The 13,037-nt window shown below is 64.6% G+C and carries 12 protein-coding genes and 1 pseudogene; 6 read left to right on the top strand and 7 right to left on the bottom strand.

Going from position 1 to position 13,037, the window contains the following annotated elements:
- From ABD866_RS10880 to ABD866_RS10855, 6 genes and pseudogenes are all read right to left on the bottom strand, one after another.
- A pseudogene (locus ABD866_RS10880) lies at positions 1-297 on the bottom strand (energy transducer TonB); the annotation flags it as partial.
- A 110-nt stretch (positions 298-407) separates the two neighbouring features.
- The gene (locus ABD866_RS10875; protein ID WP_345064589.1) at positions 408-671 is read right to left on the bottom strand and encodes a (2Fe-2S)-binding protein; all 264 of its coding nucleotides are present in this window, start codon (positions 669-671) and stop codon (positions 408-410) included.
- 115 nt (positions 672-786) lie between these two features.
- Positions 787-1,893 carry an alpha-hydroxy acid oxidase gene (locus ABD866_RS10870; protein WP_345064588.1) on the bottom strand — a complete coding sequence of 369 codons (1,107 nt, stop codon included), beginning with the start codon at positions 1,891-1,893 and terminating at the stop codon, positions 787-789.
- Between the two features lie 7 nt (positions 1,894-1,900).
- Entirely contained in the window at positions 1,901-2,584 is a 684-nt protein-coding gene (locus tag ABD866_RS10865) for a Fe2+-dependent dioxygenase (protein WP_345064586.1), read from the bottom strand.
- Between the two features lie 70 nt (positions 2,585-2,654).
- Positions 2,655-4,826 carry a TonB-dependent receptor gene (locus tag ABD866_RS10860; RefSeq protein WP_345064591.1) on the bottom strand — a complete coding sequence of 724 codons (2,172 nt, stop codon included), beginning with the start codon at positions 4,824-4,826 and terminating at the stop codon, positions 2,655-2,657.
- A 374-nt stretch (positions 4,827-5,200) separates the two neighbouring features.
- On the bottom strand, positions 5,201-5,503 hold the full coding sequence (locus ABD866_RS10855; protein ID WP_345064583.1) for an SWIB/MDM2 domain-containing protein: 303 nt from the start codon (positions 5,501-5,503) through the stop codon (positions 5,201-5,203).
- Between the two features lie 202 nt (positions 5,504-5,705).
- On the opposite strand from ABD866_RS10855, the gene rraA reads away from it, so the two are divergent.
- A complete protein-coding gene (rraA, locus tag ABD866_RS10850) occupies positions 5,706-6,212 on the top strand; it encodes a ribonuclease E activity regulator RraA (protein WP_345064580.1) in 507 nt (168 codons plus the stop codon).
- Positions 6,213-6,297: 85 nt separating this feature from the next.
- Here the strand turns inward: rraA and ABD866_RS10845 are convergent, their stop codons facing one another.
- Positions 6,298-7,266 (bottom strand): DMT family transporter, encoded by a 969-nt coding sequence (locus tag ABD866_RS10845; RefSeq protein WP_345064577.1) that lies wholly within the window; start codon positions 7,264-7,266, stop codon positions 6,298-6,300.
- A 40-nt stretch (positions 7,267-7,306) separates the two neighbouring features.
- On the opposite strand from ABD866_RS10845, the gene ABD866_RS10840 reads away from it, so the two are divergent.
- The 5 genes from ABD866_RS10840 (at position 7,307) to ABD866_RS10820 (ending at position 12,772) form a co-directional block, all read left to right on the top strand.
- The gene (locus ABD866_RS10840; protein WP_345064574.1) at positions 7,307-7,708 is read left to right on the top strand and encodes a gamma-glutamylcyclotransferase family protein; all 402 of its coding nucleotides are present in this window, start codon (positions 7,307-7,309) and stop codon (positions 7,706-7,708) included.
- A gap of 382 nt (positions 7,709-8,090) precedes the next feature.
- Entirely contained in the window at positions 8,091-9,416 is a 1,326-nt protein-coding gene (aceA, locus tag ABD866_RS10835; protein ID WP_345064571.1) for an isocitrate lyase, read from the top strand.
- Between the two features lie 197 nt (positions 9,417-9,613).
- Positions 9,614-10,762 (top strand): ATP phosphoribosyltransferase regulatory subunit, encoded by a 1,149-nt coding sequence (locus ABD866_RS10830; RefSeq protein WP_345064568.1) that lies wholly within the window; start codon positions 9,614-9,616, stop codon positions 10,760-10,762.
- 33 nt (positions 10,763-10,795) lie between these two features.
- Entirely contained in the window at positions 10,796-12,169 is a 1,374-nt protein-coding gene (locus ABD866_RS10825) for an adenylosuccinate synthase (protein WP_345064565.1), read from the top strand.
- 78 nt (positions 12,170-12,247) lie between these two features.
- On the top strand, positions 12,248-12,772 hold the full coding sequence (locus ABD866_RS10820) for a phosphoribosyltransferase (protein WP_345064562.1): 525 nt from the start codon (positions 12,248-12,250) through the stop codon (positions 12,770-12,772).
- Positions 12,773-13,037: the final 265 nt, after the last annotated feature.

Below are 13,037 nucleotides of genomic sequence, written 5' to 3'. Positions count from 1 at the left end.
GGTCGGGTCGGCAATGGCCAGTGGCTGTGGGGCTGGGCGCGGCGCCGCGGCCTTGGGCACAGGCTGCTTGGGGGTGGCCGGTGCCGGCGGCGCGGGTGGCGGCGGAGCCACCTGCGGGGCGGGGGGCGCAATGAATTCGCTGAGCAACTCGGCCGGCACGATGACTTCGACCGCCTTGCGGGCCAGGCCCGATTGGATGGCCCAGATCACCGCCACGTGCGCGAGCACGATGGAGCCAGCGATCAGCGCATTGCGCTGGGTGCGTGCAGGATAGGAGAAGCGGTCGGTCGCAGACATAAAAAAGAGGAACGGTGGCACCGGCGGCCGGCGAGCCAGCCGCGCAGCATGGGCCCTACGGTCTCAGGCGTCGCAGCGCAACACCCACCACGCAGCTGCGGCCACCAGGATCAGGCTGCCTGCGAGTGTAGAGACGAAGGCCATGCGGGAGAGCGCTCGGTGGCATGCCAGACAACAGGCGCCACGCTGTTGTGCACCGCGGCCACGGGTTGGGAGCTGCTGCACTGCGCGATCACCTCGCGGGCGCAACCTTCACAACGCCCGCATTGGGTGGCAACGCCCAGCTCAAACTGGATGTCGTCAAAGCCCATGCCAGCACGCGCGTGGCGCGCAATGTCACGGTCGGAGACGCGGCGGCAAACACAGACGATCATGGGGACAGACAGGGCAGCGAACGATTGATGTTGTGAGTATAAATGAGAATTCGTCGCATTTGCAATTATTGCGTGAAAGTCTGGTTTGGCGGGCGGTGGGGATTGCCTTGCGCGCTCAGGCCAGCAGCCCGGGCTGGATGTCGCTCAGCGTCCGACATCCGCACAGCGCCATGGCCGCCTCGAACTCGTCGTGCAGCAGGCGTAGCACATGGGCCACCCCATGCGTGCCCCCGCAGGCCAGACCGTGTACCAGCGGCCGGCCGATGAGCACCGCATGCGCGCCCAGCGCAAGCGCCTTGAGCACGTCGGTGCCGCGGCGAATTCCGCCATCCACCAGCACGGGCACGGCTCCCTCCAGTGCGGCACAGATATCGGGCAGGGCCCGGGCCGTGGGCAGGGCGGTGTCCAGCGTACGGCCGCCGTGGTTGGAGACGATCACGCCAGCCGCGCCGTGTTGTATGGCCAGCCGCGCGTCGTCTGGGTGTAGGACGCCTTTGACAAGGACCGGCAGCGTCGTCTCGGTGCACAGCCAGGCCAGGTCGTCCCAGGTGGGGGCCTGTGCCAGCAGGCCGTCGAACAGGCTGGCAGCGCTCCCGCCTGCCGGGGTGGGCTGAGAGCTGGCCGGGGGCAGGTGTACCGCACGGATGCCGGGTGGCAGTCGAAAGCCCGCGCGCCGTTCGCGGTCGCGTACGCCCTGGCAGGGCGCGTCGACCGTAAGCACGATGGCGTCGTAGCCCGCGGCTTCGGCGCGCTGCACGAGTGAGCGGGTGAGCCCGAGGTCAGGCTGCAGGTACAGCTGGAACCACAGCGGGCCGCGCGTGGCACGGTCGCCAGCCGCGCTAGCGACCTCTTCAAGCGGCGTGCTCGACTGTGTGCTCAGCACCATGCCCATGCCCAGCACCGATGTGGCCAGCGCGGTGCCGATCTCGCCCTCTGCGTGGGCCATGCGCTGGTAGGCCACGGGCGCTGCCAGCACGGGGCAGGCCAGCGGTCGGCCCAGCAGGGTGCTGCGGCTGTGGCCCCCGGCCAGCACGCGCATCACCCGGGGCCGCAGGGTGTGGGTCTGCCAAGCCTCGGCATTGCGGCGCATGGTGACCTCGTCACCCGCACCGCCCTGGAAGTAGGCCCAGGGGCCGGCTGGCAGGCGGGTGCGGGCCGTGGTTTCGTAGTCGGTCAGCGAAATGGCATCGGACAGGTGCTGCATGGCGGATGTCTCAGGCATGGGGCGCTCAGGTGTCGGCCCACATGCGCAGGAGGTTGTGGTACGTGCCCGTGAGGGCCACGGTCGAGCGCGACTCGCCATGCTCCTGCCGCCATGCCAGCAGGGCCATGTCCATCTCGTAGAGCAGGCGGCGCTGCTCGTCGCTGCGCACCATGCTTTCGATCCAGAAAAAGCTGGCCAGTCGGTGCCCGCGCGTAACGGGGCGCACCTGGTGCACGCTGGTGCCGGGGTAGATCACCGCGTCGCCTGCGGCGAGCTTGATCTCCTGGCTGCCGAATGTGTCGTCGATGCACAGCTCGCCGCCCTCATATTCGTGCGGGTCGGACAGGAACACCGTGCACGAGATGTCGGTGCGCAGGCGTTCTCGTCGGTCCGCCATCTGGCGGATGGCGCTGTCCACATGGTCGCCATAGGCATTGGCCGCTCCGCCATAGCGGTTGATGCGCGGCGGGAAGATGCGTTTGGGCAGCGTGGCCGTCAGAAACAGTGGGCTGCGGTCGAGCGCCTGCATGATGAGTGCCGAAATCGCCTGGGCCGCGGCGCTGTCGCGCGGAAGCTGTTCGTTGTTCTTGGCCTGGCGTGCCTGGCTGCCCGCGCTGTCGCGGCCATCTGCCCAGGGGGCGTCCTCCAGCAGCCGGCGGGCGTGGGCCACTTCGTCGGGGGTCAGCAGGGCGGGAATCTCCAGCAGCATGCAGTGTCTCCTTGAAAAGCAAAAAGCCGCCCCGGGCAGGGGCGGCAGGGATGGGCGCAGTGCCCGTCGGTCAGAACTTGGCGCTGGCTGTAACCTGGAACAGGCGGCCGGCTCCCGGCACGTAGTGACCGCTGTAAACAGCGTCGGCGTAGAGCTTGTTGGTCACATTGGTCAGGTTGGCCTTGATCGTGTAGCGGTCGTTCACGGCGTACTCGGCCATCAGGTCGGCCGTCACATAGCCCGGCACGGCCCAGCCCGGGTTGCGGTTGGGCGTCTGCGAACTGCGGAAGTTGATGCCGCCGCCCACACGCCATTGGGGTGTGATCTGGTAGGTGGTCCACACGGTGCCGCTGTGGCGCGGTGTGAGCGATGGGCGTGCGCCCTGGGCTTCTGCGCCTTCGCCGCCCACATCGATCTTGGCAATCGGCATCCACATGTATGAGCCATAGACCTCCCACTTGGGCGTGAGGCGGCCCGTCACATCGATTTCAGCCCCAGCCGCGTGGCGCTTGCCCGAGAGCACGGCGATGTTCAGATCGGGGTCGGTGTTGCGCTCACGCAGCTTGGTCGAATGGAACAGTGCCAGGCGGGTGGTGAAGCGCTTGTCGGCCGAGTCGATCTTGGCGCCGAGTTCAAGGTTGCGGCTGGCCTCGGGCGGGGTGTTCACGTTCGCGGCGCTGTACGAGTACGTGTCGCCCGACGTGTTGAACGAGGTGCCGTACGAGAAGTGGTACGACTGCAGCTCGTTCGGCTGGTACAGCACGCCCGCGCGCTGGCTCCACTCCGAGATCTTCTGGCGGTACGAGGTGGTCGTGACCGGGCCCGACGCCGCGGTGGGGATGGCATACGCGTTGTACTTGCCGTCCATGTTGTCGTAGCGCAGGCCGGCCAGCAGCTTCCAGTGCGGTGCGATCTGGATCAGGTCTTGCACATAGGCCCCCCAGGCCTTCGATTCGAAGTCGTTGGCCGTGCGCAGCACGCGGCTGCCCTCGGCCACGCCAGCACCGTCGTTGGGGGTGCCCACCGTGGTGTTGGGTTTTGTGATCGTCACGCCACCCTGGGCGGCGCTGCGCGCGGCATACACCGTCTTTTGCTCGTGGGCAAAGTCAAAGCCCGCCAGCAGCTCGTGCCGGACCCCCAGCGCGTTGAACTTCTTGCTGAAGTCGCTTTGCAGGTGCACCGTGTCCATGTCCTGGATCTTGAGGTGCGTGCCGCGCGTGAGCACGGTGCCCGGGCCAAAGGTGGCCAGCGACGCCGCGACGCCGCCCGGCTGCAGGGCTGCGGCCCCCAGGCGGATGGCCCCCGCGCGCTGGTCGCGCTCGAAGTGACCGGCGCGCAGTTGCGTTTTGAGTTCGGCCTCGCCGTCAAAGCGGTGGATGTGGCTCAGCGTGGCAAAGGTGGCGTTGCCCGCGTTGTAGTCGCTGGCCGCGCCGTAGTAGCGGCTCGGGTCCAGCGGCAGCAGGGTGGTGGCGCTCACAGGCGAGGTGGTCGTGGGCCGGATCCAGGGCATGCCGTAATTCATGCCGTTCTTGTTGTCCAGGTGGTAGAGGCTGATGGCGAACTCGTCGCGTGTGCCCGTGCCCCACTGGTAGGTGCCAGCGATGCCCTTCTTCTCGATGCTGCTGCCCGAGCCGTTGTTGTCGGCCGTGGTGCTCATGGCGTTCAGGCGCAGGGCCGCGTTTTCGCCCGTGTGGATGTTGAAGTCACCCGTAATACGCCGGTAATTGTGGTTGCCCAGCGTCACGTCCACCTGGTGCGCGTCGATCAGGCGCGGCATTTTGCTCACCTGGTTGACCGCGCCACCTGTGGAGCCGCGGCCGAACAGCATCGAGGCCGAACCGCGCAGCAGTTCCAGCCGGTCGAGGTTGAAGGTGTCACGGTCGTAGAAGGCCGGGTCCCGCATGCCGTCGATGAACAGGTCGCCGGTGCTCTGCAGCGCAAAGCCACGCAGGCGGATGTCTTCTTCAGCACCTTCGGCTGCCAGGAAGGTGATGCCGGCCGTGTTCTTGAGCGCTTCTTTGACCGTGTCGAGGTTGCGGTCGTCGATCAGGCGTTCGGTGACCACGGTGACCGATTGCGGGATGTCGCGCAGTTGCTGCTTGCCCTTGCCGATGGTGGATTCTGTGGCGCGCACGCTGTCTTTGCCCTCGGGCGCTTCGGCGCGCTCCTTGACCACGACGGGGGCCAGGGCCTTGTCGGTCGGAGCCGTCTGCGCTAACGCGCCCATGGAGGCTGCGAGCATGAGCGCGCCCAGGGGCAGTGCGGCGCGGTCGGCTGCGCTAGAAACAGAAAGTTGGGGAGCGCGGGCTTTGCTGCCGCGGCGAATGCGTTGTGGTGCCAAGAGATCCTCCAGTTCAGGGTGTGCGGTGGTCGCCCCGCCATGGGGGCGGGCGACCAGAAGCACAGGCGCGGCAGTGGCTAGAACAAGAGGCTTGGCTTGGTTGGCTGTGCAGGCGCGTGCAGCCGGCAATAATAAGCTAAATGCGGTTCATTCTCATTTGCGTTGCTGTTGAAATCCGCTGATTGGCACTGTTCTGTGGCCCTGAAACGACAAAGGACCGCACGGGCGGTCCTTTGGGGGGGGTGTCCGCGCGGGTGGCGCGGGGGGTATGCAGCTTACTTGACGTGCTTGCCGACCAAGCCCGCCAGCTCGAACATCGTGACCTGGGGCTTGCCGAACAGCTCTTTGAGCTTGGCGTCGGCGTTGATGTTGCGCTTGTTCTTGGCGTCCTGCAGGTTGTGGGCCTTGATGTAGACCCAGAGCTTGCTGATGATTTCGGTGCGCGGCAGCGGCGTGGAGCCCACGATGGCGGCCAGCGCGGGGCTGGGCGTCAGGGGCTTCATGAATGCGGCGTTGGGGGTGCGCTTCTTGGCGGCGGCCTCGGTCGTCTTGGCCGGGGCTTTCTTTGCAGTTGCCATGTTGGGTTTTCCTATGATGCGTCTGTGTTCACCAGCGAAAACCTGCAGTCCCACTGGATGGGGCGATGCTACTGGCAAAGAATTGCCTTTCCAAGCGCTGCCTGCGATTTTTTCCTTCCATTTGTTGCTGCGCTGCCGCGGCGGGCCCCACGGGCTGCGAGCAGCCTAATGCCCGATAGCCCTTGATGCGGAGATCCCAACCATGAGCCTTTTTGACTTCAGCACCTGTGACTTTTGCGATGCGATCAAGTCCGACACCAGCGGCCGGGTGCGCGTGCTGCCGCCGGTGTTCCACAGCTACGGCGGCCTGGCCCGCTTTGCGGGGCCGGTGGTCACCGTCAAGTGCTACGAAGACAACACGCCTGTGAAAGCGGCGGTCGAAAGCCCAGGCGAGGGCCGCGTGTTGGTGGTGGATGGTGGCGGATCGTTGCGCCGGGCGCTGCTGGGCGGCAATCTGGCTGCCGCTGCGGCCCGCAACGGCTGGGCAGGCGTGGTCGTGGACGGCTGCGTGCGCGACCGCGCCGAACTGGCCGCCGCCGCCGTGGGCATCCGCGCCCTGGGCCTGATGCCGCTGCCCACCGACCGGCGCACCGACGGCCAGCGCGACGTGCTGGTGCATGTGCAAGGGGTGCCGGTGCGCCCTGGCGAGTGGTGGTATGCCGACGAGGACGGCATGCTGGTGAGCGCCACGCCGCTGCACGCGGCCTGAAGGCCTTGGTGCGAAAAAGGCTGCTCGTGCTTATAAATCAAGCACGAGCAGCTATAAAAATAATAGCAAATGATGGGTGGATCGTTCAGAACCCGGCGCCACTGCGCCGCAGGCGCGCAGGCACCGGCAGTGTGGCCAGCAGCACGCTGCCCAGCGCCAGCGCGAAGGCCAGGGCCTGCAGCGCGGTGAAGCGCTCGCCCAGCGCCACCACGCCCACGGTGGCCGCGCTCACCGGCAACAGCACAGTGAAGATGCCGCCCTGTGCCGCGGGCACCGCCTTGAGTCCCGTCATCCACAGCCACACCGTCCAGACGCAGGCGGCCAGTGCATAAAACAGCAGCAAGGCCCAGATCGGCGCGGGCACGGCCGCAAAGTCAAAGCCCAGCGCCACGTACACGCCCAGCGGGGTGGACAGTGCAAAGCCCCACAGGTTGATCAGCGCCGTGATGCGCTTGGGCCCGAGGCTCCCGGTGAGCTTCTTGCCGATCACGGAGTACGCCGCCTCACAGACCACCGCGCCCAGCAGCAGCGCGTGCCCGATCCAGACGGCATGCGCTCCGGCCCAGGCGGGCGCGGCGGTGGGCTCTGCGCCTGCGCCATGCCCGCCGCCGGGCTGTGCCAGCGCAAACAGCGCGATGCCTGCGACCGCCAGCACCACAGCCGCCCAGGTGCGCGGGGTCACGCGCTCACCCAGGAACCACCAGCTCATCAGGGCCACGGCGGCCGGGATGGCGGCCATCACCACCCCGGCGGAGACGGCGCTGGTCAGGCTGACGCCGTAGATCATGCACACGGTGAACAGGAAATTGCCCAGCAACGATTCGAGGAACAGCAAGGCCTTGGTGCGCGGGGCCATGGGCGGCTCGTCGGCGGGCTTGCGCAGCCAGTGCAGCATGGCCACGACACCGATGCCAAAGCGCATCCACGCCAGCAGGAACACCGGCAGCACCGCGGCCAACGGCTTGGAAAGCGCCACATAGCTGCCCACGAGCGACATGCTCAAGGCCAGGCAGGCGTAGGCCACGGGGCGGCTGGGTTGGTTGAATAGACTCATGGACTCTGTCTCTTGCCGCGCTTGCGCGCATCGCCGAATCATGCCCGACTCGCCCCTGCCTGATGCGCCTGCGCGCTATGTGTTTGTGTATGGAACGCTGCGCCACGGCGGATCGAACGACATCACGCGCCTGTGGCCGGCACCCACCTGGGTGGGCACCGCCAGCGTGGAAGGGGTGCTGTACCACCTGGGGGCTTACCCTGGGCTGCGGTTGCAGGGCGGTGGCCAGGTGTGCGGCGAGGTGTACCGGATTCCGCAGGCGCTCGAGGCGGTACTCGATCGCATCGAGGACATCACCCCCGGGCCCGGGGACGAATACGGCAAGCGAGAACTGCTCGTCGAGGTGGCCGGGCATAGGTTGCCGTGCCTGGTGTACGAGGTGGCACCCTGGCGCTGCGCGGCGGCGCCCCGCATCGCCTCTGGAGATTGGTTGCAGGCCTGAGGCCGGCGTGGTCCCAGCAGGCCCGTTAGGGCTTGGGGGCCTTGACCGCGCCATGGCTGGCAGCAACTGACACCCTGGGCAGGCGTATTTGGCAGTGCGGCACGAGCATGCGGCGCAAGGGGAAGAGAGGGCTTCCTGCATGATGAGATTTTGTTTTTGCCATATGAAATAAAGGCTTGTTGCGTCGCCGCATCTTTTCTCGATATGGGAAATAAATTTTCTTATGGCGGGATGAGGTGTGTAAGTTGTTGAATTGAAAAGAAAAAATTTATGTCTTGTATAAGACATAAGATCTTGTGCAGGTCTTATAGAAGACTTACAGTTGAACCCAAGGACGGTCTCCTGACTGTCCGCAGTTTTCAACCACTTCTGGAGTTGTCTCATGTCTCAGAAAGCTTCCCTGACCCGCGAACAACAGATCGCCGCCCTCGAAAAAGACTGGGCTGAAAACCCCCGCTGGAAGAGCGTCAAGCGCGGCTACAGCGCAGCCGACGTCGTTCGCCTGCGCGGCAGCCTGCAGCCCGAGTACACGCTGGCCCAGCGCGGTGCCGAGAAGCTGTGGGATCTGGTGAATGGCAAGGCCAAGAAGGGCTATGTCAACGCCTTCGGCGCCATCACCGCCGGCCAGGCCATGCAACAGGCCAAGGCAGGCCTGGAGGCCGTGTACCTGTCGGGCTGGCAAGTGGCCGCTGACGGCAACACGTCGGAAACCATGTACCCCGACCAGTCGCTGTATGCCTACGACTCGGTGCCCACCATGGTGCGTCGCATCAACAACACCTTCAAGCGCGCCGACGAGATCCAGTGGTCGCGCGGCATCGGCCCTGGCGATGAAGGTTTCATCGACTACTTCCTGCCCATCGTGGCCGATGCAGAAGCCGGTTTCGGCGGCGTGCTCAACGCCTTCGAACTCATGAAGAACATGATCGCTGCCGGTGCTTCGGGCGTGCACTTTGAAGACCAGCTGGCCGCTGTGAAGAAGTGCGGCCACATGGGTGGCAAGGTGCTGGTGCCCACGCAGGAAGCCGTTGAAAAGTTGATCGCAGCACGTTTCGCTGCCGACGTGATGGGCGTGCCCACCATCGTGTTGGCACGTACCGACGCAGAAGCCGCCAACCTGATCACCAGCGACCACGACGCGAACGACAAGCCATTCCTGACGGGCGAGCGCACGCAAGAAGGCTTCTACCGTGTGAAGAACGGCCTGGAGCAGGCCATCAGCCGTGGCGTGGCCTATGCACCCTACGCCGACTTGGTGTGGTGCGAGACTGGCACGCCCGACCTTGGCTTTGCCCGCGAGTTCGCCCAGGCCGTGCACGCCAAGTGCCCTGGCAAGCTGCTGTCCTACAACTGCTCGCCGTCTTTCAACTGGAAGAAGAACCTGGACGACGCCACCATCGCCAAGTTCCAGGAAGAGCTGTCCGCGCTGGGCTACAAGTACCAGTTCATCACGCTGGCTGGCATCCACGTCAACTGGTTCAACACGTTCCAGTTCGCCCATGCATACGCCCGCGGCGAAGGCATGAAGCACTACGTCAACATGGTGCAAGAGCCCGAGTTCGCCGCACGTGAGAAGGGTTACACCTTCGTGTCGCACCAGCAGGAAGTGGGCGCAGGCTACTTCGACGATGTGACCACCGTGATCCAGGGCGGTTCTTCCAGCGTGAAGGCCCTGACCGGTTCGACCGAAGAAGAGCAGTTCCACTGAAGCGCTGCGACGCGCGGGATCTTCCATTCAGGAGATCGGTGCGTTGCGGATGAGACCAAAGCCCGCAGCTCCGCGCTGCGGGCTTTGTGTTTGTTGGGAGCCTGTCCACCGGGCGCTGCCGGACGTGGCCTGTCCGGCACGCAGGGCGTCTGGTCCCAGCAAGTAGAATCATTGTTTTAACAGCCCGTCGATTTCTCATGTCAGCCTGGGTCCTGCCGGATCACATTGCCGATGTCCTGCCCTCCCAGGCGCGACACATCGAAGACCTGCGCAGAGGCATGCTGGACACAGCGCGCAGCTACGGCTACGAGCTTGTCATCCCGCCGCTGCTGGAGCACCTGGAGTCTTTGCTCACTGGCACCGGCGAGGCGCTGGATCTGCAGACCTTCAAGCTGGTGGATCAGTTGTCTGGCCGCACGCTGGGGGTTCGTGCCGATATGACCCCACAGGTCGCTCGCATCGACGCCCACCTGCTCAACCGCCAGGGCGTGGCCCGCCTGTGTTATTGCGGCCCGGCGCTGCACACCAAGCCGGATCGTCCGCACGCCACGCGCGAGCCGCTGCAGTTCGGGGCCGAGATTTACGGACACGCAGGGCCGGAGGCGGACCTTGAAGTTCTGCAACTGGCATTGCATTGCCTCAGCAAGGCGGGTCTGAAAGACATCACCGTGGATCTGGCCGACGTGCGATTGGTGCGCGCGTTGCTGGCTGGTGTGGAGTTGTCAGCCGACCAGCGCAGTGACATTCACCAGGCCCTGGCCACCAAGGATGCCAAAACGCTTGCCCGCCTGACAGAGCGTTTTCCTGCGGCGTCTCGTAACGGGCTGATGGCATTGCTGGACTTGTACGGTGGTGCCGAGGTGCTGGAGCGCGCGGCGTTGGCCTTGTCGGGTGTTGCGGGCGTGACCCCGGTGCTGGAATCCCTTCGCTGGCTGGCCCAGCGTCTGCCGGGCGCGCGCGTGACCTTCGATCTCGGTGATTTGCGCGGCTACGCGTACTACAGCGGCATGCGGTTCGCCATGTACGCACCGGGTTGCACTGACGCCCTTGTGCGCGGTGGGCGTTACGACGAGGTCGGCGCGGTCTTCGGGCGCAATCGCCCCGCGGCCGGTTTCAGTCTCGATCTCAAACCACTGGCCGAAGCCGTGCCGTCTCGGCCATTGCGCGCTGCCATTCGGGCTCCCTGGCTGGAAACGCCTGAACTGTCTGCAGCCATCGCGCAGTTGCGAGCCCAAGGTGAAACGGTGGTCTGTGTTCTGCCAGGACACGAGAACGAAGTACAAGAGTTCGACTGCGATCGAGAGCTTGCATCCGAGCAAGGTCGGTGGGTGGTTCGCGCCCTTTGATATCAAACCCTCTAGTGATACGGATCTGTGGATATGAATAGCAGCAAAGGGCGCAACGTCGTCGTCATTGGGACCCAGTGGGGCGATGAAGGTAAGGGTAAGTTGGTGGATTGGCTGACCGAGAGCGCTCAGGGCGTGGTCCGGTTTCAGGGCGGGCACAACGCGGGTCACACGCTGGTCATCAACGGTGTCAAGACAGCGCTGCACCTCATTCCGAGCGGCATCATGCGTCCCGGCGTCAAGTGCTACATCGGCAACGGCGTGGTGTTGTCTGCGGCCAAATTGTTCGAGGAAATCGAGGGGCTGGAGCGTGCGGGCGTCGAAGTGCGATCCCGTCTGCGTGTCAGCGAGGCCTGTCCGCTGATCCTGCCGTTCCATGCAGTTCTGGATGTGGCCCGCGAAGCTGCTCGAGAGCAGGGCGGTTCGGAAAAGATCGGTACGACCGGGCGTGGTATCGGCCCAGCCTACGAGGACAAGATCGCCCGGCGTGCGCTGCGAGTGCAGGACCTGAAGTACCCGGACCGGTTCGCGGCGAAGCTGCGCGAGCTGCTGGCCCTGCACAACCATGTACTCAAGACCTTCCTGGGCTCCGACAAGCTGGTCTTTGCCGACACCCTCAAGCCGTATGTGGCCGATGGCGAGGTGCAGTTCGACGTGGTGTACGAAGAGGCCATGCGCCATGCCGAGCTGCTGCGTCCCATGATGGCAGACGTGTCACGCGAGCTGAACGAGGCCCACCAGCAGGGCGCCAACCTGCTGTTCGAGGGTGCGCAGGGCACCCTCTTGGATGTGGACCATGGCACCTATCCGTATGTAACTTCCAGCAATTGCGTAGCGGGCAATGCCGCTGCCGGCTCTGGTGTGGGGCCTGGCATGCTGCACTATGTGTTGGGTATCACCAAGGCGTACTGCACTCGCGTGGGCGGGGGGCCATTCCCCACGGAGCTGGACTGGCAGACACCCGGAACCCCTGGTTATCACATGAGCACCGTAGGGGCGGAAAAGGGCGTCACCACAGGGCGCAGCCGCCGATGTGGCTGGTTCGACGCCGCGCTCCTGAAGCGCAGCGCACAGGTCAACGGGCTTTCGGGTTTGTGTATCACCAAGCTGGATGTGCTCGACGGGTTGGATGAGCTGATGCTCTGCGTGGGCTACGAGCTCAATGGTGAGCGCTTGGATCTGCTTCCGATGGGGGCTGACGAAATTGCCCAATGCAAGCCGATCTATGAGCGCATGCCTGGATGGACCGATTCAACCGTGGGTGTGACGGTTTACGAAAGCCTGCCAGAGAATGCGCGCCGCTATCTGGAGCGTATTGAGCAAACGACCGGCGTGCCGATCGCCATGATTTCGACCAGTCCTGACCGTGCGCACACCATCCTGCGCACCCATCCCTACCAAGCATGATGCCGAAGGTCCGCTGCTGCCTTGTGTGATGGTTGCAGTAGCGGCTACGCTCACCAAAACGCTCCAGGAGAAACCGCGATGTTGACCGAAGACGGCAAGCACTTGTACGTCAGTTATGACGAGTACCACAGCCTGATTGAAAAGCTGGCCTTGAAGGTGCATCAATCAGGTTGGGAGTTCGACACCATCCTGTGCCTGGCGCGCGGGGGTCTCCGTCCCGGAGACATCCTCAGTCGCATCTTTGACAAGCCGCTGGCCATCATGTCGACCAGTTCTTACCGTGCAGAGGCCGGCACGGTGCAGGGTCATCTGGACATTGCCCGTTTCATCACAACGCCCAAGGGCGAAATCGCGGGTCGCGTGCTGCTTGTCGATGACCTTGCGGACTCCGGCCACACTCTGCATGCGGTGATCGACATGCTCAAGACCAATTACGCACCCATCACGGAACTGCGCAGTGCCGTGATCTGGACCAAAGGCATCTCGAAGTTCACGCCCGACTACTCGGTGGAATTTCTGCCGACGAATCCGTGGATCCATCAACCGTTCGAAGGCTATGACAGCCTCACACCGGACAAACTGCTGGAAAAGTGGAAGGTTTGATCGCACCGGTCGGCGGCGATCACGATACCGCTGAGCTGGCTGCGATTGCCGTAGCGCTAGCGCGACGGCCTTTTTGAGTTAAGCCTGAGCTGGCGGGTGCTGACTCGTTGAAGTTTTCGAACGCGGTGTTGGAAAACGGTGTTATAGTTCGCCTCCCGCTGCTGAAGGGGTCTGGTGTTCGAAGGGGTGCTGGGCTGTTGAGGTGGTGGGGAGGTTGGTTTGGGTGGGGTTGAGAATTTTCGGTGTGAGTTGCCAGGGGGCAAAA

The organism is Acidovorax lacteus, assembly GCF_039540375.1.
Taxonomy (GTDB): Bacteria; Pseudomonadota; Gammaproteobacteria; order Burkholderiales; family Burkholderiaceae_C; genus Acidovorax_G; species Acidovorax_G lacteus.
Note: the sequence above shows the minus strand (reverse complement) of the source record. Positions and strands in the feature narration are given on the sequence as shown.